Source organism: Pseudomonas sp. VI4.1 (assembly GCF_002029345.1).
Lineage (GTDB): Bacteria > Pseudomonadota > Gammaproteobacteria > Pseudomonadales > Pseudomonadaceae > Aquipseudomonas.
The window spans coordinates 62,722-83,774 of the sequence record NZ_MULM01000170.1 but is presented as its reverse complement, the minus strand read 5'-3'; the positions used below and the strand labels follow the sequence as shown (position 1 = coordinate 83,774).

11 protein-coding genes and 2 pseudogenes are annotated in these 21,053 nt (G+C 58.9%); 8 read left to right on the top strand and 5 right to left on the bottom strand.

Annotation, left to right across the window (positions count from 1 at the left end; all coding sequences use genetic code 11):
* Positions 1-18 precede the first annotated feature (18 nt).
* The 3 genes from BZ163_RS22570 to BZ163_RS22560 all read left to right on the top strand — a co-directional run bounded on the left by BZ163_RS22570 (position 19) and on the right by BZ163_RS22560 (position 2,588).
* Complete coding sequence (locus tag BZ163_RS22570) at positions 19-762, top strand: molecular chaperone (protein ID WP_128872657.1); 744 nt, start codon at positions 19-21, stop codon at positions 760-762.
* Positions 763-795: 33 nt separating this feature from the next.
* The gene (locus tag BZ163_RS22565; protein ID WP_128872656.1) at positions 796-1,296 is read left to right on the top strand and encodes a CS1 type fimbrial major subunit; all 501 of its coding nucleotides are present in this window, start codon (positions 796-798) and stop codon (positions 1,294-1,296) included.
* A gap of 74 nt (positions 1,297-1,370) precedes the next feature.
* Entirely contained in the window at positions 1,371-2,588 is a 1,218-nt protein-coding gene (locus BZ163_RS22560) for a hypothetical protein (protein ID WP_128872655.1), read from the top strand.
* Between the two features lie 92 nt (positions 2,589-2,680).
* Here BZ163_RS22560 and BZ163_RS22555 read toward each other — a convergent pair whose 3' ends face one another.
* Entirely contained in the window at positions 2,681-7,786 is a 5,106-nt protein-coding gene (locus BZ163_RS22555; protein ID WP_128872654.1) for an NEL-type E3 ubiquitin ligase domain-containing protein, read from the bottom strand.
* 156 nt (positions 7,787-7,942) lie between these two features.
* Positions 7,943-11,080 (bottom strand): transglycosylase domain-containing protein, encoded by a 3,138-nt coding sequence (locus BZ163_RS22550; protein WP_128872653.1) that lies wholly within the window; start codon positions 11,078-11,080, stop codon positions 7,943-7,945.
* Positions 11,081-11,706: 626 nt separating this feature from the next.
* Here BZ163_RS22550 and BZ163_RS22545 point away from each other — a divergent pair.
* The 5 genes and pseudogenes from BZ163_RS22545 to BZ163_RS22525 form a co-directional block, all read left to right on the top strand.
* Positions 11,707-13,127: pseudogene (locus tag BZ163_RS22545) on the top strand (amino acid permease).
* A gap of 210 nt (positions 13,128-13,337) precedes the next feature.
* Positions 13,338-13,712, top strand: a complete 375-nt coding sequence (locus tag BZ163_RS22540; protein WP_128872652.1) for a GtrA family protein — start codon at positions 13,338-13,340, stop codon at positions 13,710-13,712.
* On the top strand, positions 13,709-14,650 hold the full coding sequence (locus tag BZ163_RS22535) for a glycosyltransferase family 2 protein (RefSeq protein ID WP_128872651.1): 942 nt from the start codon (positions 13,709-13,711) through the stop codon (positions 14,648-14,650). The genes BZ163_RS22540 and BZ163_RS22535 overlap by 4 nt, the downstream gene beginning before the upstream one ends.
* A 1-nt stretch (position 14,651) precedes the next feature.
* Positions 14,652-16,160, top strand: coding sequence for a glucosyltransferase domain-containing protein (locus tag BZ163_RS22530; RefSeq protein WP_128872650.1), 1,509 nt, complete (start codon positions 14,652-14,654; stop codon positions 16,158-16,160).
* Between the two features lie 288 nt (positions 16,161-16,448).
* A pseudogene (locus BZ163_RS22525) lies at positions 16,449-16,634 on the top strand (glycosyltransferase); the annotation flags it as partial.
* Between the two features lie 204 nt (positions 16,635-16,838).
* Here the strand turns inward: BZ163_RS22525 and BZ163_RS22520 are convergent.
* From BZ163_RS22520 to BZ163_RS22510, 3 genes are read right to left on the bottom strand one after another with little or no spacing between them, the layout of a single operon-like run.
* Entirely contained in the window at positions 16,839-18,245 is a 1,407-nt protein-coding gene (locus BZ163_RS22520) for an ATP-binding protein (protein WP_128872649.1), read from the bottom strand.
* Positions 18,242-20,053 (bottom strand): DAHL domain-containing protein, encoded by a 1,812-nt coding sequence (locus BZ163_RS22515; protein WP_128872648.1) that lies wholly within the window; start codon positions 20,051-20,053, stop codon positions 18,242-18,244. The genes BZ163_RS22520 and BZ163_RS22515 overlap by 4 nt, the downstream gene beginning before the upstream one ends.
* Positions 20,050-21,009 (bottom strand): cytochrome-c peroxidase, encoded by a 960-nt coding sequence (locus tag BZ163_RS22510; RefSeq protein WP_128872647.1) that lies wholly within the window; start codon positions 21,007-21,009, stop codon positions 20,050-20,052. The genes BZ163_RS22515 and BZ163_RS22510 overlap by 4 nt, the downstream gene beginning before the upstream one ends.
* Between the last annotated feature and the right edge of the window lie 44 nt (positions 21,010-21,053).

Below are 21,053 nucleotides of genomic sequence, written 5' to 3'. Positions count from 1 at the left end.
TTTATGAGGTTGAGGGCGATGAAGCGTCTGTTGTGGATGTGTGTGCTCTGTGTATTCCCCCTGGCGGCTCATGCCGGGCCCCAGATCAATGTCGGCACCGTGTACGACTATCTGGATGCCGACAAAAGTACCTATTTGAAACGGGTGTTCAACAGTGGCGACAGCACGGCGTTCGTCAAGGTCAACGTACTGGAAATCGTCTACGGCGCCGACGGGACCCCCAGGGAAATTCCAGTCGAGACGGCAACCGACGGCGCGTCGCGCAATGGCGTGATGGCCAGCCCGGCCCGGCTGATCGTGCCGGCGCAGGGCATGCAGGGCACCCGTCTGTTGTACATGGGCGAGCGGGATCGTGAACGCTACTTCCGTGTGCGTTTCGTGCCGGTGGTGCCGGAAAAGGAAGACGAGTTCGCTGTCTCCAGCGAAGAACGCGAAGACTACAAAAAGAACCTGTCGGCGGGGGTCAACGTGATGACCGGCTTCGGCACGGTCTTCTTCGTGCGACCGAAAAACGCTCGCTTCGAGAGCGCCATCAATGAAACCGACAGTCGCTACGAGTTGCGCAATAACGGCAACACAGTGGTCATCGTCGATGAGTTCAAAAGCTGCTCATTGAGCAATGAAAACGACTGCGCAGCGACCACCAAGCACCACGTCATGGCCGGCAAGGCCTTTGGCTTCGACAAGGAAAAGGGACGTGAATACCGTTTCATCCTGATCGAAGGCGACAGTAAAAAAGCCCTCAAGATCGCCAGCCGCTAGGCCGGCGTTCCATTGACGCAACGGGTATCGAACATGATCAAGCAATGCGCCGCCGTCGCGCTGACGGCAATGACGGTACTGACGGGCTCTTTGACGTGGGCTGCCCGGGAAGAGCACACCTTTGAAGTCTCAGTGATCATCCCGACCCTCGCGTTTTACGTGATCCCGGCCGAACCGGACTGGATTCACCGGCCACAGCGGCTGAACTGGAACCTCTCGAATTCGACCCTGAGCAGCGTGCGCAAGAATTTCGACGTGCGCCATGACACCAGCGCGATTGAAGCACGCCTGGAAGCCGCCCCCTACCTGTCCAACGGCAGGCCGAGCGACGACATTGCCTTGCGGGTCAGTTTCAACGGTGTGGAGTTGAGCCATGACACGAGCCCCCGTGAAGTGCTGTCGGTGGCAGAAGCGGCGGTGGGCAAGCGGGTGATGCTGGAGATTGCGCCGGTGCAACCGGAGGGCGGTTATCGCCCGGGGGACTACAGCGGCAATGTGCTGTTGTTGTTCAGTGCCAGGGCGCCGGGGGAATGAGCTGAAGCAGGAGCTTATGGGCCCGTGGACGGATTTGCATGGGAATAGCGGACAGAATGACCAAGAGCGTATGAATGATGAACCTGGCAAGTAAAGCGAGGGGCTTGTGTGCACTGGTATCGGCAGGCTTCGCGGTATCGGCAGGTGCAGCGAATGTGGAGATCACGGCGTTGTTCCGACCTGATCCGACCAATCCCATGCACAATGAATTCGAAAATAAAACACCCCAGGGCGGCTACTGTGGTGATCATCCGAATTATTGTGAGAGCGGCGTCTTCAGCATCGCCTTGCCGATTCGCTTCCGGTCAGTGGCGGCTATCCCGGCACTGCATGACGAGCGCCAGGGCCCAATGTTCCGGGTACCCTCCTCCTGGAGGGATGTCAGGGTCATCCATGACGAGACTGGCGGAGAAGCGCTGGTGAGGATGCGGGTGAACGGTATCGGCGCTGCCTACACACTCAAAAAACCTCTTCCGGAAGGGACCTGGCAGAGTGGATGGGTCTACGCGCCATCACCCTGTCGGTATGGTGGTGTGGGGTACGGTCATTCCACGTACTACGCTTTCTTCTGGCGGGTTCCGGCTGACGCGGGCATTTGCTCCAAGCAGGCGCAAAAAACGATTGATGAATCCTATGGTTTTGCTTACGAAAACACAGGGTTTTCCTATCAATTGACGACGCCCAACCCGCTCAAAATGTCGACGGGCACCTACCGTGGTGTATTGAACTACCGCGTGGGGCCTGGCCAGGATTTTGACATGGGTGATGTCATGGTGGCTGACGATGATTTGATTTCCCTGGCCTTCACCCTGGTTGTCGAACACACATTGAAAGTCGACATTCCCCCCGGCGGCAACCGCGTCGTATTGGAACCGCAAGGCGGCTGGCAAACCTGGCTGTCACAGGGTCGCAAACCCACACGTTTGTTCCGTGATCAGACGTTCAATATCTCCGCGTCGAGCCGCTTCAAGATGAACCTGCAATGCCAGTACTACAGCGGCAATAACTGTGCACTGTGGGAGCCGACCGCTGGCCACGCGGTGCCGCTGGAAGTTCGCGTCTCCCTTCCCGCCGGGCTGGCGGATGCGGCGGGGCAGCCGGTGAATCGCCGTCAGTTGCGGCGTGATGGGGTAGGCTCCGAGCTGTTTCAGCCTGGCTATTACCTGGATCGCAAGCCCGGCACCCTGCATTTTGAAGTCGCCCGCGAGGCGGTTCAGGAAATGCTCTATCCCGGTGCCTCGCGAAGCTATTCGGGCAATGTCACGGTTGTCTGGGATTCGGAGGTGGGATGAACAAGGTGCCACATGAAAAAAACAGCCCTGGGTGGATGACACTCAGGGCTGGCCAAGGGGCAATCCTTAACGACCGTAGCCTGTTGCGGTATTTAGATGCCTGCTCGTGTCATCGCTTCACGGGTCAGCTTTCTGGCCAACGCATTTCGTTCATGGCTGATGTCTGACAGCAGCCGATCATAAAGCTGCTCGGTCAACACTTCGTTTTCGGGAAGATTCAACTGTCTGGCCAGTTCTTTCAGCGCATTTTGTCGCGAGGCTAATTCCGCCTCGTCCTGAATGTTCGCCAGGCCCTCCTGGGCCAAGCGCAGATCTTCGACCAGATTCTGGCGCATTTCAAAAAGGTTATCGTTTGCCTCGAACCCGGCAGGGTGAGTACGCCGCAAATGGTTATCCCAAAACGGATTTTCGAATAAATCGATCATCACGTTGACCAGCCCGTCACCTTCCTCGAGGCTGATAATCGTATCGTAGGCGGTGTTGATCTTGGCAGTGTCTACGTCTGCTCTGGTCTGATAGAGCATGGCTTCGGATTGCCAGGGCAAATCCAGCCGCTTGGCCAGTCCCGTCTCGTACGCCAAGTGCACTTCCACATCATCGGGAGGAAGTAAACTCGTCTCCAGCAGGCGCCTCTCGTTCTGTCTGCCGATCTCGGCTCTGGCAATATCGTTTACTCGTTCAAGACGAGCAGCGCTCCTGGCCAGTTTGACAAGCCTGGTTTCCAGATCCACGGCGGACGTCGACTCTGCACGCGCCTTCGACACCAATACTTTCATCCCCATGTTATTGAACAGTTGTGACCCGGCATCGGCGCAGGTCTCAGGGTGACTGGCCTGTTTGAACAGCTCCTTGCGCAGCTCGGTGTCCAGTGAGGCGGCCTCGATCATCTCCCAGACCCGCTTGGACAGTTGTTTGCGCGACTCAGGGTTCCTGTAATCCTGGCTATCTCTCTGCTTGCGGATGACCCTGAAAAAGTCAGTGGAGTCGGGTTCCGACGCTACATCGTGCCAGGACTCGGTCCGATAGGTTCCGACCCCGGTGGAGTAACTGTAGATTTGCGAGTCGTCCGGCAACGACCTCCACCAGGTGATCTCATCGGTCGCAGCCGGTTCGTAGACTTGTTCTGGAGCAAGGCCTACCGATTCGCGGTAGCGTCCCAGGCGAACTCGATCGACGTCGTGAAGCGTTCTGATATCGAGACGTGTGCGAGCCACGATCAGCGCATGATCGGAGCCAGGCACGACCTCGGGTACGGTATTGATCGGACTTCTCCGCAGGTCCAGATGAAATCCGCGGGGACGGGATTTCGCGCTCACCCCGTCCTTGAACAGGCGCTCCGGCCAAGCGTCGAGACCGGTCGTGCTCAGGCTCAGCACTTTCAGTCTGGACATGCGACCGACATCCAGCGGGTGCATCAAGGGATTGACGTCGAGCCTTAGGGTTTCCAGGCGAGTGAGGTCTCTCAACTGGCCGGCGGACTCAGGGGTCAATACGATGCTGTTGTTTGACAGGCGCAAGGTTTCGAGCAGGCGCATTTTGCCGATACTGGGCGGTAGTTCGGTCAAGCGGCTGTAGCGGGCACTCAAATGACGGATGTGGGGGAAGTCACTCAACAGGCCATTGGTGCGAGGTGAAAAACGAGTGTTGTCCACGTTCAGCACGGTCACCTGGTCCAGGTATTTTTTGATGTTGGGTTGCTCACGCAGACTCGCCCACCAGCGATCGAGCTTCGGACTAAGGAGTTCGTTGGACAAATCCAGCGTATAGCCGCCATCCGGATGGATACTGCGTTCGCCGAATGCCTCGCTTTTGCGTTCGAAGCATTCAAGGAGTCGTTCCCGAATGAGCCTGCCGCCGTTAGACCTGAAGTCAAGATAATCAGTGCCAGGGGCAGCGTCAGACGACACATAGCCCAATACCTTGTTTTCCCATTCTGCCAATGTATTCCTGAACTGGTCGAGTTCGTCCTTGAGCCGGTCAATGGCCTGATCGGGATCACCTTTGGCGCGCAAGGCCTCAACGAAGGTCTTTGCCTCCTGCTCACTCAATGTCGGGTACAGGTTTCTAACCCGCTCTTGCGGGGTCGTCGGGCTGGAAAACCAAGGCCATCGCCGTACCAGATTCTCGGTTTCAATACGGGCAACCGGGCGAACAGGCGGTTCTGCCATCACGGCTCTACGCTCGGCCGCCGGCGCGGATTTCTCTTTGATCCACAATTTCAGACGACTGCCCTGACCGGGCAGGTAACCCAATGCCGAGCGCTTGTCGTGCGGAAGGGCGCGCAATATCGATGTGTAGAATTCGCCGGCTTCATGGAGTTTGTTGTGGGTCCCGTCGAACACTTCGTACTGGCCATGCTCATCCCTGACCAGTCGTCGAACCGTAGAGGCATTAGCCGGCCCGACGCTGCAGCGCAAGGGGCCATCATCGGTGCCATCCATCACCTCGATGCGCAGGTCAGCGAAGCTGTCGGAATAGAATTTGAGGGTGTTGAGCGCCAGTCGCTCGGTCTCCGGCACCACCCGTTCATCGTCAAAAAAACCGTCATAGGCGCGGGCGATGTCGGCTTCGAAATTCATTTCCCGGGCCAGGGTCTTGATCCGCAGGGGCAGGCGATTTTCCTCGACCATGATCTGCCGCTCGGCTGCCGTGGCGTCAGTCAAGAGCGTCTCGGCCAGGGTGAGCGGCATGTCCGGGAACGTTTGCTTCAGCAGGCGGACCTCGGCCTTGCTTGACTGTTCTCCAGTCTTGTACAGGTAATTGGCGGTTTCGCGTTGACGTCCATCGACGGCATCCGCCAGTTGATCACGCAAGGCCTGGGGGCGATCGGCGAGCGGAACCTCGCGACCGAGCAAGGCCGTCATCTCGGTTTCAGTTAAAAAGCCCGTGAGGCGCGCAAAAAGGTTGCCGGACGTGAGATCGGCGAGGCTGATGCTCAGTGTATTGGCGTCCGTTGCATTCATGTTGCCGTACTGGCGCGAATTCCCTGTCAGGTCAGCCTCGCCAAACACCTTCAGCGCCCGTTCGGAAGGCCATCCTGGCAATACCGTAAGGATCGATTCAAACCAGATAGAACCTGGATCGATCGGTTGCCCCGCCCGAATGTTCGCACTCGCTGTCTGGACCTCGTCATACGCGGTGAAGCGCTTGATGGTGTCGGCGAGCACCGGTGGCGGCGGGGTGTTTTCGACGTGCATCCGGCGCAGCGCCGCCTCGTCTGTGCCGCTACCGATGCGGATCTGTTCCAGTTCAGTGGACGAAAAGCGATCGACGCGGTGTCCGAGGCGGCGCATCAGGTTTTCACCTTGCCAATCGCCCGGCGTCTCCACTTCGTGCACCCACGCGCCATGGCCATTGTGTTCCAGCCTGGGCGAGTAGGCTGTGGGGCGCGTGGGGTGCTTGATGCGGTGCGTGCTGGAGGTCGGCTCTGTCGAGGCTTTCTCGACGACATACACCTTGCCTTCCAGTGGCAGGATGTCCTGGTTGGCGTTTCGATGCAGGCCAAGCTCGTTGGGCTTGGAATCAGCCGGCAAGGTGAGATTCTTCTGTTCGTAGGGCGCCAGATCGGGATGCCACAGCGTTTGTTTGCCATTGGGCAGCTTGACGGATTTCATGCCTTCGACCAGCGGCGAGAGTTTGAGCTTGAACGCGCTGCCTATTTCAGCCCCCGCCCCGAATGCCGCCAGTTGAATGACATCCGTTACCACGCTGATCACCTGTTCTGCCGCTTCAAGGCCGAGGCCTTCGGCCAGGTCGACGATGCCTTCAATGACATCATGGGTCAGTTGATAAACGGTATAGGCCATCATCAGTTCGCCCAGTCCCGGTACGAACGGCGTGGCGACCAGCAGGGCCGCATTGAAAATGTCCGAGACGATTTTCTTGAAGTTGTCCCACCAGGCCCAGCGCGCCCTGGAGTCCGTATCGGCGGTGGACACGGCGATTTCCCGCGCGTCGTTGAGAACCTTGTTGAGCTTTTGCTGGTACAGGTGCGTCCAGTAATCCCTGGAAACCGGCAGGTGCTGGAACTGCAGGTGGGGGCGGGGCACAGGGTCCTCGCGCCAGGTTGGACTTTGATCCGTCGGATCGCTGTTCTCATGCCACCTGACGGTGACGAGGCGTTGATCGAGACCGCCGAAAAAATGCCCGCGCTGCTGCTGATCGACGAACTGACTGAAGAATTGTCGATAGCTCTGTTTCGATGAAGCGCCGACTTTGTCTTCGCGTAACTGACGCGTCAGTTCTGTCATGAACGCTTCGGTCGAGTCGTATTCCTTGAGCGGGTGATCCGGATCATTGGGAACATAGGCAATGAGCCGTTGAATCCCTCGCCTATCCTTCACCGCAGGAATCAGCAGGAGAATGCCTGTCAGACGGGTCTCCATCATCGAAAGGTCGCAGCACAGCATTCGCCTGCCATCGAGCAGCAGTTGAGGTTCATCCTTCGTAAGTTCCAGGGTCAACTTGCAGGCGTCGTACTGGAGGTCCCCGGTGGTCAACGCCAATTGCGCGGCGGCGGTGAGTGCGTCTTTCAGGCTTTCAGTCACCTTGAGTTTCATGACGGCTTCGGCCACCGGATCGCCGGGCAGCAGATAGCTTTCGAGGTGTGCCTTGTACAGCGCGCCGATGTCCAGTTCCCGGCAGAGCGCCTGGAACTGGCCGATGCTCATTTTGGGTTTTATCGCAACGACATCGAAGTGCCCGAGAGGGTCGGGTTTGGTGATGAACTGCGAGTCGGCATGGACCGTTTCGGTCGTGGCGAAGTTGTGCAGCGCCGCGTCCAGCAGGGAGACGGTCCGGGTAGTGACAGCGTCCGACACGTCAAGCGTATACCAGGGCAAATCCTTGGGCAGGTACAGGTGCAGGTAAGTCGTGCTGACGTCATGCTCGACTCCGTAGCGCTCCTTGAGCTTCGCCTGGAGCAGCGGCTTGGCAAACGAATGGACGTCCTGCAGATGTTCGAACAGTTTGTCGACCTGGTTTTGCGAACTCCAGGCCTTGAGGTTGGCGGCTTTGAGCTTGTCATGAAGGGAGGCGGGCGCGGTGGTGTACCACGGCTGCATCTTCAATGGCGTGGCTGCCAGGGCCAGGCCTCTGCCGAGGGTCGCGGATTTGAAGGTGTCGCTGGTGGTGTTCTTGATGAATTCGTAGTGCCGGCCCTTGTTGGGGGTTTGGGCAGGCGTGGAGACGTCAGACATGCCAATCATCCTTGATCGTTTTAAGAATGATCAGCCTACCTGTGGGGGCTCAAAACAAAAGCCTGGATTTCAGCGCTCAACCGGCGCTTTCAGCCTGTAATCCGTTGAATATTCGAATCTGAAAAATAACCGGATACCACCTGCTACCGGGTAAATTCAGCGTTGTGTAACCGGATTGGCTGCCGCCACGGACGAGCCCTCCACTGGGTGGCATTGTGAAGCGCTCCCCGGTTGCAGATACGGCGTGAGGATCGGCGCCATGCCCTTGAGCACCTGCACCGGCAACGCCGAAGTGAACTTGAAGGCTTCTGCCGTGCGCCCGGGCACGAATGCGGTCATGGTGCCAAAGTGGGTGTCGCCGATGTAGAACACGAAGGTGGCGGTGCGGTTGATCGATTTCGAGCTGAGAATCCGCCCGCCGGAACCGATGGCCTGGATACGGTTGTCGCCGGTACCGGTCTTGCCGCCCATGGCCAATGGTTTGCCATCGGGCGTGATGAAACTGCCGGAAACCCGTTTGGCCGTGCCGGCATCCACCACCTGCGACAAGGCTTCGCGCATGGCCGTGGCCACTTCGGACGGCATCACCCGTTTGCCGGCATCCGGATTACTGATCAGTCGGGTTTCATACGGGGTGTCCGCCGCGAAATGCAGGCTGTCGATGCGCAGTGTCGGCATCCGCACCCCGTCGTTGAGAATGGTGCCGATCAGTTCGGCCAACGCCGCCGGGCGATCGCCCGAGCTGCCGATGGCGGTGGCCAGTGACGGCACCAGGTGATCGAAGGGATAGCCGACTTTCTGCCAGCGCTGGTGAATGTCGAGGAACGCCTCGATCTCCAGCATGGTGCGGATGCGACTGTCGCGGGCGCCTTTGTGCCGGCTTTTGAACAGCCAGCTGTAGACCTCCTGGCGTTCGAACTGGCTGGCTTTGACGACTTGGCTGAACTTGGCATCGGGGTTGTTCAACAGATAGCCGATCAGCCACAAGTCCAGCGGGTGCACCTTGGCAATGAAGCCCTGGTCGGGCAGGTCATAAGAGCCGGGTCCGTAACTCAGGTACAGCCGCTCAAGACGTTCGTCGGTGAGTTTTTCGGTGAGCTTGGCGCCTGTGAGGTGTGAGCGCACGAAGCTGTTGAAGCTTTCCTGGTTGGCCTGGGGGAATAGATAACGATGCACGGCGGCCATGCGAATCGGCGTTGGGCGCATGCCGTCGAGAAAAGTCTCGAGTCGCGCCCGGGTGTCCTTGTTCTTGTATTTCTTCCAGAACTTCAGCAGGAACGAGGTGCCCTCACGGTCGGCGAACGAGGCCAGGTATTCCTGACGCCGCGGGTCGCTATCGTCCTTGAGCAGTTCGGCGCTGTTGCTTGGACCTGAATAAGTGGTGTAGCGCACCAGATCGCGCATCAGCCGAATGAACGGCAGGTTGATCGACTCACGTATGGCATCGCGCAGCGTCGGGAGGCGACCGTTGTCTTCCTTGCGAAAGTTATTGAAGGTATGTAGCCCGCCACCGGTGAAAAAAGCTTCCCCGGGACTGGCGGAGTATTTACGGTCCAGCGCGGCGCCCAGCATGGCTTGCAGGTTGCGGTCTTTGTTCTGCACTAGATAGTCGATGGCCCAGCGGCTTAAACGGTCCTGGTCGGGGACATCGACTTTCTTCAGTTCCGGGACGCTCATCGTTGCGTATTTATCGTGCAGCTCGGCGATGATCTGCAAATAGGTGGTGAGCACGCGCATTTTTGCCGTGGAGCCCAGTTCCAGCTTACTGCCTTCATTGATATCGAACGGCTGGTCGGTGCTGTCGGTCTGCACCCGTACCCGCGAGCCGTCCGGGGTCAGTTCGAACAGGGTGAAGCTATAGCGCACCTGCGTGGTACTGGTGGGGGTCAGCAGGCGTTCGCCGATCAGGCCGATCTGTGCCGCGAAGACCGGGTCGGCCAGGTGCTTGAGATACTCGGTGGCCCTGGTTTGCAGCTCGCCTTGCAAAGTGCTGGTCGCCGAGAGATCGAGGCGGTCGAGGTCGTACAGCGGACGATTGAGCAAGCCGGCCAGGCGACTGCGTGCCACGCTGATGCCCTTGTTGGTTTCGATCGGCTGGATCGTGGGCTGGGTCTGCCAGTCGCGGTAGGTCACCTTGCTGGCCAATGCCGCTGCCGAGAGGGGCGCATCGATCACGCCATTCTGGGCCAGCAGGCGAATGTGGCTGTCGGTCAGGTCGGCCAGTTCTTCATGGCCCTTGGTCAAATAATAGGAAGGGCGGCGCTGGGCAATCATCAGCGACAGCATTTCACGCAGGGCCAGGCCTTTTTCCGCCATGCTTTTCGGGTCTGTCGCGGCGCTGGACAGCCGTTCGTTAGCCTCATTGAAGTCGGCGCCGTACCAGACGCGTAAACCTTCGGCCATGCCATGCACTTCACCGTGACCCGGTACGGCCGACAGGGGCACGCTGTTGAGGTAATCGCGAATCACATTCTGGCGGGCCACGAGCGTATCCGGTCCGGCCTGATAGGCGCGCACGCTGGCGGAAATCATCTGGCGAATTTTTTCCGCGCCCGAGACGGTCAAGCCATCGGGCGAGTGCCGGTATTTTTCAAGCTGGGTCGCCAGGGTACTCCCCCCCGCCGACTGGCCCGGCAGGTGCAGCAATTTAGCGACCTGGGACCATGCAGCCATGCCGAACCTGGGCCAATCCACGGCGGGGTTGGCCTGGGGCTGGCGAGGGTCGAGCAGGAAGCGGTTTTCAATGAACAGCAGACTGCTGACCACCACTGGCGGGATCGTCTCAAAGCTTGAGTAAAGTTGTTGCGGGTATTTGTACTGGTAAAGCGGTGCCGCCCGGCAATCGGTGATCGACAATCCCGCCTGGATTTTCTCGGGATAGGGCACGAAAAAGCCCTTTTGGCTGTAGTTCATCAGCGCCTCGGAAAAGCGGGTTTGCGAGGCAATGACGTAGTCACGCTTGAGCAGCCGTGGCAGGAACTCATCCAGGGAACTGTAGCCCAGACGCAGATCGAAAGGCCCGGCGCCGGGGTAGTGAATGGCGTCGCTGGGGCCGGGTTGCACGTCATATTTCAGGGACGAGGCAAATTTGCTGACTTCCCGGGATTGAAACTTCGAGGTGCGCATTTCCTTGGTGGCCGCCAGCCCCACGACGATCGCGATAATCAACAGCAACAACAGGAACGCTCCCCAGCCGTGCCGGGAACGACCAGGTTTCTCAGGTAAAGGCGCTTCATCCACTCGTTCAGTCGGAACCACAGTTTTACTCGAATCGGTTTGCCATAACGCGCCCATAGTCGACTGATCCATTCCCGCAGATTGATCGGACTTGCTTGAAGCTTAGACGGTGGTTGGCGTTGGTGAAAAAATTGTGGACACCCAAATATCATGGATCCACTTTGATGTGTGGCGAGGGAGCCCTGTGGCGAGGGAGCTTGCTCCCGCTGGGCTGCGCAGCAGCCCCAACTCTGTTCGCAATTTATCTGAAAAACCGGACCTCTGATTTGCGCCTGCTGCGCAGTCGAGCGGGAGCAAGCTCCCTCGCCACAGGGGTATTTTCAGCCTGGAAGTATTGTTCCAGACGTCTTGAAGGGGAAATGCCGTCTGGATTTTGGCATGACGACGCACCAATGCTGTGCAATAATCCGCGCCGTTTTTACGGCGAATAATCCGACACTAGCCAGGTAATATTCCTCCGCAAACCGCCATTTCCCCGAGAGTTCTCGCTGAATGTTGTGGTTTATAGAGTGAAACCCCCTGCGCGAAGCTTTTTATACTGCACGCCCCGCGGATCTTGCAGGTTTTGTCCTGCAAGACGGTACTGCCCACGAAGCAGGTCCGGTTTCAAGCAAGCAATGGCTTATCGGTCAGCGCTTCGGAACTCGGTGGTCATATCCAATAACAAGACGAGGTTGTACCCCATGCCAGTCGGCAATCACCTGCCCCACGGCGAGACCGCTCAGGGCGGCCCGCTTAAACGCGAACTCGGCGAACGGCATATTCGCTTGATGGCGCTCGGTGCCTGTATCGGCGTCGGCCTGTTCCTCGGTTCGGCAAAGGCCATCGAAATGGCGGCCCGGCCATCATGCTGTCCTACATCATCGGCGGTCTGGCGATCCTGGTGATCATGCGCGCCCTCGGCGAGATGGCCGTGCACAACCCGGTCGCCGGCTCTTTCAGCCGTTATGCCCAAGACTACCTCGGCCCCTTGGCGGGCTTCCTCACCGGCTGGAACTACTGGTTCCTGTGGCTGGTGACCTGCGTCGCGGAAATCACTGCGGTGGCGGTGTACATGGGCGTCTGGTTCCCCGACGTGCCGCGCTGGATCTGGGCGCTCGCGGCGTTGATCAGCATGGGCTCGATCAACCTGATCGCGGTGAAGGCCTTCGGTGAATTCGAGTTCTGGTTCGCCCTGATCAAGATCGTCACCATCATTGCGATGGTGGTGGGCGGTATCGGCGTGATTGCATTCGGCTTCGGCAACGACGGCGTGGCACTGGGGATTTCCAATCTCTGGGCCCATGGCGGCTTCATGCCCAACGGCGTGCAAGGCGTGTTGATGTCCCTGCAAATGGTGATGTTCGCCTACCTCGGCGTCGAGATGATCGGCCTGACCGCCGGGGAAGCAAAGAACCCGCAGAAGACCATTCCCAGCGCAATCGGCTCGGTGTTCTGGCGGATTCTGCTGTTCTACGTCGGCGCGTTGTTCGTGATCCTGTCGATCTACCCGTGGAACGAAATCGGCACCCAGGGCAGCCCGTTCGTGATGACCTTCGAGCGTCTGGGCATCAAGACCGCCGCCGGCATCATCAACTTCGTGGTGATTACTGCCGCGCTGTCGTCCTGCAACGGCGGCATCTTCAGCACCGGGCGCATGCTCTACAGCCTGGCGCAGAACGGCCAGGCCCCGGCCGGTTTTGCTACCACCTCCAGCAACGGCGTGCCGCGCCGTGCGCTGCTGCTGTCGATCGGCGCCTTGCTGCTGGGCGTGCTGCTCAACTACCTGGTGCCGGAGAAAGTCTTCGTCTGGGTCACCGCGATTGCCACCTTTGGCGCGATCTGGACCTGGGTGATGATCCTGCTGGCCCAGCTCAAGTTCCGCAAAGGCCTGAGCGCCAGCGAACGTGCCGGCCTGAAATACAAGATGTGGCTGTTCCCGATCAGTTCCTACCTGGCGCTGGCGTTCCTGGTGCTGGTGGTGGGGCTGATGGCCTACTTCCCGGACACCCGCGTGGCACTCTATGTGGGACCTGCGTTCCTGGTGCTGCTGACGGTATTGTTCTACGTGTTCAAGCTGCAACCGACCAATGTGTCGCAAGGCGCGGTGCGTTCGGCTGCATAAGTAGTCGATACGCTTGAAATGCAAAAGCCCCGGTCGAGAGATCGGGGCTTTTTGCATTCAGGAGGATCAAAAGATCGCAGCCTGCGGCAGCTCCTGCAAAAGCAGACCGCGTGCATTGGCCAAGGAACCGCTGGTCCGAAAGAGCGTCGGGCCTGTGATTTCTGACAGTAGACAGGTTCAAAGCTTTATGACGTGAAACGGAGGGGCACCATGAGGCTCTTGTGGAAAGGATTTTCCAGCTACACGGTGGTCGGGGTCGCCAATACGCTGATCCACTGGCAAATTTTCTTCCTGCTGAGTGAGGCAGCCGACTTCAGTCAGGCCATGAGCAACCTGGCAGCCTTCTGCGTTGCCGCCTCGTTTTCCTTCTACATGAACGCGTTGTACACCTTCGATGCCAAGGCCTCGGTCGGCGGTTATCTTCTATTCTTGGGGGCCATGGGGGCCCTGAGCCTGGGCGTCGGCCATGCCGGTGACGTATGGCGGTTTCATGGTCTGCTGACAGTGGCCCTGTTTTCAGCCTTGAGCCTGGTGCTGGGTTTTCTGTTTTCGAAATACGTGGTGTTTCGCGAGCGTGAGCAATGAAAATCTCGTTGATCGTCCCGGTATTCAATGAGGAACAGGCGATCGACCTGTTTTATCAAGCGGTGCGGCGTGAGTTGCAACTGGAACAGGTCGAGTTCGAGATCGTGTTCATCAACGATGGCAGTTCCGACCGCACGGCCGAGCAGATCAAGGCGCTGGCGCAAGCCGATGACCAGGTATTGCTGATCAACTTCTCGCGTAATTTCGGCAAAGAGCCGGCACTGTTCGCCGGCCTGGAATATGCCAGCGGCGATGCGGTGATCCCGATGGATGTCGACCTGCAGGATCCGATCAGCGTCATCCCGCGGTTGATTGAACAATGGCAGAAAGGCGCCGATGTGGTGCTCGCCAAACGCCGCGATCGCACCGCCGACGGCGTCCTGAAACGCCTCAGCGCAGCGCTGTTCTACCAGGTGCTCAACCGTATCGCCTACACCCGGATCGAAGAAAACGTCGGGGATTTCCGACTCATGGACCGCAAGGTGGTCGATGTGATTCGCACACTGCCGGAACATCAGTTGTTCATGAAGGGCGTGCTGTCGTGGGCCGGGTTCACCACGGTGGTCGTGGAGTACGAGCGCGCCGGGCGAGTGGCGGGAAGCAGCAAGTTCAATGGCTGGAAACTGTGGAACCTGGCGCTCGAAGGCGTGACCTCCTTCAGCACGGTGCCCTTGCGGTTGTGGACCTACATCGGTGGCGGCATTTCGATCTTCGCGGTGCTCTATGCGGTGTACATGGTGCTGGACAAGATTTTCTTCGGCAACAGCGTCCCCGGTTACCCGTCGTTGATGACCGCGATCCTGTTTCTCGGCGGCGTACAGCTGATCGGCATCGGCATCCTCGGCGAGTACGTGGGCCGCATCTACATCGAAGCCAAGCATCGGCCGCGCTATGTGGTCAAGGACATCGTCGGCGGCAAAAACCGGCTCGGGCTTTAGCATGGGCCGGTTCAAGCGACTGGTCAGCGAAGAACTTGGACGCCGTCAGGTCTGGCTGTTTTTTCTGCTCGCACTGCTGGTGTACGTGCTGCCGCTGATTCTCGCCGACTATCCGTATATCGACGACAACTGGCGTTCGCTCTCGGCGGGCATGGCCTGGGCGGAGCAGGGCCGATTGTTCACCGAGGTGTTTTACAACCTGCTGACATTCAGCAGCAGCGCGCCGAACCTGTTTCCGTTGCCGCTGTTGATTGCCACGCTGGCCATGGCCGCGGCGCTGACCCGCCTGACCTTTCATTACTACCCGCAGCCGACGCTTGCCTGCTGCCTGGTGGTGTTGCCGCTCTGGTACAACCCCTTCTTCCTGCAAAACCTGTCCTATCAATACGACGGCCCCGCCATGACCTTGAGCCTGGTGGCGGTGATCTACGCGATCACTTTTCGTCACCCCTCGCGCATTCTGCAGTGGCTGGTGCCGTCCTTCCTGGTTGCGCTGGCGCTGGGGCTGTACCAGGTGAGCTTCAATGTGTTTCTCGGGCTGTGTTGCCTCGAGGCACTCAAAGGCGCCAATGACCGACTAGCCTGGCCGCAGTGGTGCGGTGTGCTGGGCTGGAAAATGGCTCAGGCGATCCTTGGTTGTCTGATTTACGCCGTCAGTGCTTATCCGTTCACCCAACACAATCGCACGTCGCTGCTGAACTGGGCGGCGGAGCCGCTGCTGCAACTGCACATCAACATCGGTCGGGTGCTGGAAAAAATCGTGCTGTTGTTTCATGGCGGATTGGCCTGGGTGTTCGCCGGATTGCTGCTGTGCGCCGTGGCCGGCGCGATTCGGCTGGGGTTCAAGGTCGCGACGCGTCAGGACAGCCCGGGGAAGAACCTGCTGGTCGGCCTGGTCTGTGTGCTGACGGTGCCGGTGGTGACGCTGCTGGTGTCGGGGATGGCGCTGTTTTTTCGCGATTTCAATGAAGGGGCCAGGACGCTGATGGGGTTCGCGGTCCTGTTGCTGTTGTTGTTCTATTTGAGCCACCTGGCGTTGGTACACATCCACGAGCGGCTGCCGCTGCTGCTGGTGATTCCCCTGTTGGCGATGCTGTCGTTGTCGTATGCCTATGGCCGGGTGCTGACGGTGCAGAAAGTCTTCGCTGCCAGCGCGGCATCCAGCATGGCGTACGACATTGCATCCCGTCGAGAACTGCGCGAGGCCAAGCGCATCTACCTGTCGGTGACCTATTCCGATCACTGGCTGGTGGGGGCTGCGGGCTCGTTCAAGCAGATGCCGGTGTTGCACTACCTGCTGAACATCGACTTTTTGGTGTTGGCCGAAAACCTGCCGAAACTGGGCATCACCAACGTGGTGTCCGAACGGGATCGACGCAACGCAACCCGGGTGGGGTATCAGGGTTACACACCGTTGCTGGAGAACCAGTACTACCGGATTTATCTGCTGGGCGACTACGGCTTTATCGTCATGAAAGAGCCGACGCGGATCAAGGTACTGCACTGGTGAAGCGCGATGGTCAGTGGCTCACCACTCAATTGCCCGATCGAGCGTTGACCTGAAACGCTTGCCTACCTGTCAGTTGTGACAGTAGACCGGCACTCGCGCCGGTTCTACCCTGAGGTCGTCGAAACGCAGGCAGGAAAGTGTCATGAAGGACTTGGGGAAAGGATTCTTTTGCGACACGGTTGTAGTGTTTCGTGGGCGCGAGTCATGAAGATTTCATTGATCGTTCCAGTCTTCAATGAAGAGAAGGCCATCGAGGTGTTCTATCAGGCCCAAACTCATCGCAGAATGGGCAATGAAGTGCCCGGTTTTCCCTCGCTGATCACGGCGATTCTGTTTCTGGGAGGGGTGCAACTGGTCGGGATCGGCGTCATGGGGGAATACATCGGCAGGATTTACATGGAAACCAAGCACCGGCCCAGGTATGTGGTCAGGAGTGTCGTAAAGGGTGATGCCTTAAACAATGAGCACACGTAGTTGAAAGGTTAAGGCGACCTCAAGCCTTGCAGCGCATCTGAAGACGCCTTCGCCGGCAAGCCGGCTCCTACAGGGTTTGGCGTTGACCACAATGCATCGGCACGCAGGTGATCATGTAGGAGCCGGCTTGTCGGGTCGCCGCACCGCAGCGAAGAGGCCCTCGAGGCTTGCACCGTCCTTAAGGATTTCTTCGCGGGTCGTGTTTCAGGCCGCCGGTTTTGTTTGGTATATGGGTAACTCGATCCTGAACGTGGTCCCTGCGCCAACCTCGCTGCGCACCGAAATCTGCCCCCGGTGCTTCTTCACGATGCCATACGACAGCGACAAGCCCAGCCCCGTCCCCTGGCCCACCGGCTTGGTGGTGAAGAACGGGTCGAAGATTTTCTGCAGGCTCTGCGGCGCGATGCCGGAGCCGGTGTCTTGCACCTCGATCCACACCTTTTCAGCTTCATGCCCGGTGCGCAGGGTGAGGGTGCCGCGTTCCGGGCCGATGGCCTGGGAGGCGTTGACGATCAGGTTCATGATCACCTGGTTGATCTGCGAAGGCAGGCACTCGATGTCAGGCAGCTCCTGATACTCCTTGATCACATCGGCCTTGTACTTGAGTTCATTGGCGACGATGTTCAGCGTCGACTCGATGCCCTGTTGCAGGTTGACCCACTGCCATTCCTGATTGGCGTCCACGCGGGAGAAATCCTTGAGGTCCTTGACGATCTGACTGACCCGGTCGATCCCGTCCTTGGACTCCTTGATCAACAGCGGAATGTCATCGCGCAGGAACTCCAGTTCGACCTGTTCGCGCAGCCGTTGCAAGCGCTCGATAAGCTCGCTGGAGCCGATGGCCTCTTCGGCATCCCGATAGGCGTCGAGCATTTCCTGCAACTGCTTGAAGTAGCCATCGAGCGTGCCAAGGTTGGAAGAAATGAAGCCGATGGGATTGTTGATTTCATGGGCGACGCCCGCCGCGAGTTGCCCCAGCGAGGCGAGTTTTTCCGATTGCACCAGTTGCGATTCAAGCTGTTTGCGTTCATCGATTTCCCGCTGCAGCTCAACGCTGGTTTCCGTGAGCTGCCGGGTTCGGCGTTTGACCATCCGCCCCAGGTGGTCGACCTGCATGCTGGCCCGTTCGGTCATGTCCCATTTGGTCAGCAGGGTGCTGGCCATCTGCTGCACTTCAATATTGTCGAACGGCTTTTTCAGAATCAGCAAGCGGTCGTGGGCGTGCAAGCGATCGAGCAACTCATCCCAGGAATAGTCGGAATAGGCGGTGCAGACCACCACCTGCAGGCGCGGGTCCTGCTGCCACAGGTATTCAATGGTCTGCGCGCCATCCCAGCCCTCGGGCATGCGCATGTCGACAAACGCCAGGGCGTAAGGACGGTTCTCCTGCAGCGCCCAGTTGAGCTTTCCGAGCCCCTCCTGCCCGCCGTACGCCGAGTCCAGCTCGAACAGGGCGCCGGCGGTTTTGACTTCACTGCCGAACAGCGCTGCTTCCATCTCGTCCAGTTCGACGGTCGGCGCCGGTGTTGGCATGAGTATCTTGCGAAAATCCACATGAATGGACGGTGTATCGTCGATCAGCAGAATACGCCGGTTCGAACGCTCGCTCATGCAGGCTCCGGAACGATTTTAAGCGGGATCTGCAGGGTGAACAGCGCGCCTTTGCCCGGGCCGTCACTATGGGCAGAGAGGTGGCCGTTCATCTCGATGGCAGCCAGGGCACAGCTGTGCAGGCCAAAACCATGGCCTTCCTTGCGGGTGGTGAAACCGTGGGCAAAGATGCGCGTCATGTTCTCCTCGGCGATGCCTTCGCCGTCATCCTTGACGCTGACTTGCAGGATCGAATCCTCGACTATTTTTACCCCAAGGGTCATTTGCCGCGGGCGATTGCCCAACTCGGACATGGCGTACTTGGCATTGCTGATCAGGTTGATCAGGATCAGCAGCAGCCGGTGCTTGTCGCCCATGACCTGCGGCACCTCGTTGTACTCCTTGATCACCTTGACGTGATGCCGGGTCAAGGCGCCTGCATTCATGCGCAGGGCGTCTTCGAGCAATTCGCTGATGTGCAGCGGTTCCATCAGGCTGTTGGCGCCGGCATAGGATTGCTGGGTGGCGACGATGTCCTTGATGTGGTCGACACTTTTGCTCAGCTGCGCCAGTTCCTCGGTCATGCCTTGTTGTTCCAGGGCAATCGCGTCCACCAGTTGATTGAGATAGCCGGGCAGCAATTTACCTTTCTCGTCCTGGGTGAGAAAAGTACCGAGGTCGCCTGGATGCCCGTTGATCAGCTGCATGGCCTTGCCCAGGCCCTGGGCCTTGCTGGCGCGCAGTTTGCGCGAGACCAGGTCGGCGGAAATGTTCACGCTGTTGAGTACGTTGCCGACGTTGTGCAACACGTTGGTGGCGATTTCGGCCATGCCGGCCTGGCGCGCAGTGTCGAGCAGTTCGCTTTGGGTGTCCTTGAGCTCGCGGGTGCGTTCTTCCACCCGCAGTTCAAGATCGTCGTTGGCCGATTGCAGGGCTTTGTTGACGCGCTGGATCACCGTGAAACTGCGCATCAGCTGAATCGCCAGGTACACCAGCAACAGCACCAGCAGGACTGAAAACACCAGCATGTAGAAGTGATAGCGCTGGTCGACCGCATCGGCCCGCTGCTGATCCGTGTTCAGCAGGCTGGTGATGTCGTCCAGGCGTTCGGCCACGGGGATGGCTTCAATGTCTTGTAGCAATCGATTGACCACCGGTTGCTCGCGCAGGATCAGTGAAATGTGGTTGCTCAGAATATCGATCGGACTGTGGAACTGTTCAGGCAGACGCTCTTTATTGACCGCCAGTTTGCTCAGCCCGAGCAGGATGTCAGCCGCCTTGTCGTCGGAGGTGACCTGGGCGAACTCGAGGCTGCTGAGCAGCAAATCGTAGGTGTCGGTGGCGATGTTCTGCAGTTGCAGTTTGTCCCCGTCCACCAACTGCCCGAGCTGTTGCTGAATGTCGTCCTCGGCAGTGGGCAGGAAGGCCAGCGAGTTGCGCAGCACGGCGTTGTGCGACTTGAACTGCTCCACCAGCCGGGTCTTTTCCTGGAGGGTTTTCTGGTAAGCGTCATGGCTGGCGCGCCAGGTCGGCGAGTCGTGGCGGCCGTGGCTGGACGCCATCGTATCGAACCGTTGCCACAGCTCAGTCATCTCGGTCAGCGGTGCGACCAGGGGGTCGTAGTTGTGGCTGATGGCGATCCTGGCCTTGAGAATCTCGGTTTCCCACTGGGCATTCAACTGTTTGATCCGCCCGATCAGGTCCCGGGACTCGGCGTAGGTCGTGGTCTGGTTCGAGTTGGATTTGAAGTACAGGAACAGCAGCGTCGAGGCCAGCATCACGGCGACGATGCCCAACAGCGCCAGGTTGCGGCGGCGAGAGATCCTCATAAGGGTTTGCCTCCCCATTCACCGGTCAGGGTCTTGAGGAATTTGATGATCAGGTGTTTGTCCTCGGTGGAAGGAACGCGCCCGAGCTGGAACTTGAACATCACGTCTACCGCGTCTTCGAGGGTGCTGGCCGAGCCATCGTGAAAGTACGGCGCGGTCACGGCGACGTTGCGCAGGCTGGGTACCTTGAACACATTGCGATCCTCTTCGTCCCGGGTCACCAGATAACGGCCCAGGTCGGATTCCACAAGCTTGCCCCGAGCCTGAAAGTAATCGCCCATCACCCCGAACTTCTGGAACATGTTGCCGCCGATGTTCACCCCCTGGTGACAGGCGATGCAGCCGTATTCCTTGAAGCGCTGGTAACCGTATTTCTCCTCCCGGGTAAGAATATCGGTATCACCCAGCAGGTATTGGTCGAAGCGTGAGTTTTTGCTGAGCAGCGTGCGTTCGTAGGTGGCCAGGGCGTTTTGCACATTGTTCATGGTCACGCCGTCCGGGTAGGCGTTGGCAAATGAGGCCTGATAAGCCGAATCGGCGGACAGCGTCTGCACTACGTGCTCCCAGTTGCTCCCCATTTCGCTGGGGCTCTGTACCACTTCGTGGATCTGGGCTTCGAGGGTGTCGGCCCGACCGTTCCAGAATTGCCGAATATTCAGGCTGGCGTTGAATACGCTGGGGGTGTTGATCGCCACCGGAAGACCGGCGAAACCGATGGAAAATGCCTGGTTGTCGGCACCGCCTTTTTCCAGCCGGTGGCAGCTTGAACAGGATAACGAGCCGTTGACCGACAGGCGTGGTTCGTTGAACAACTGGCGCCCGAGTTCGACCCGCAGCGGATCCTGCCTGGGCACCGCCGGCAATGGTTTGAGCGGTTCATCCAAAGGAGCGGCGCCGGCGCTCAGACAGAGCCCGAACAACGGCACCAGAAGCAGGTGGTGAAAGAAGGGCGACATCTGATGATTCCTTGGCCTGAGGCCTGAGTGTCTTTGCGCATCGT

Coding starts and splice junctions, on each gene's coding strand:
- BZ163_RS22555 (WP_128872654.1), bottom strand. CDS start 7,786: ATGTCTGACGTCTCCACGCCTGCCCAAACCCCCAACAAGGGCCGGCAC.
- BZ163_RS22550 (WP_128872653.1), bottom strand. CDS start 11,080: ATGGGCGCGTTATGGCAAACCGATTCGAGTAAAACTGTGGTTCCGACT.
- BZ163_RS22510 (WP_128872647.1), bottom strand. CDS start 21,009: ATGTCGCCCTTCTTTCACCACCTGCTTCTGGTGCCGTTGTTCGGGCTC.
- BZ163_RS22540 (WP_128872652.1), top strand. CDS start 13,338: ATGAGGCTCTTGTGGAAAGGATTTTCCAGCTACACGGTGGTCGGGGTC.
- BZ163_RS22530 (WP_128872650.1), top strand. CDS start 14,652: ATGGGCCGGTTCAAGCGACTGGTCAGCGAAGAACTTGGACGCCGTCAG.
- BZ163_RS22520 (WP_128872649.1), bottom strand. CDS start 18,245: ATGAGCGAGCGTTCGAACCGGCGTATTCTGCTGATCGACGATACACCG.
- BZ163_RS22560 (WP_128872655.1), top strand. CDS start 1,371: ATGATGAACCTGGCAAGTAAAGCGAGGGGCTTGTGTGCACTGGTATCG.
- BZ163_RS22535 (WP_128872651.1), top strand. CDS start 13,709: ATGAAAATCTCGTTGATCGTCCCGGTATTCAATGAGGAACAGGCGATC.
- BZ163_RS22515 (WP_128872648.1), bottom strand. CDS start 20,053: ATGAGGATCTCTCGCCGCCGCAACCTGGCGCTGTTGGGCATCGTCGCC.
- BZ163_RS22570 (WP_128872657.1), top strand. CDS start 19: ATGAAGCGTCTGTTGTGGATGTGTGTGCTCTGTGTATTCCCCCTGGCG.
- BZ163_RS22565 (WP_128872656.1), top strand. CDS start 796: ATGATCAAGCAATGCGCCGCCGTCGCGCTGACGGCAATGACGGTACTG.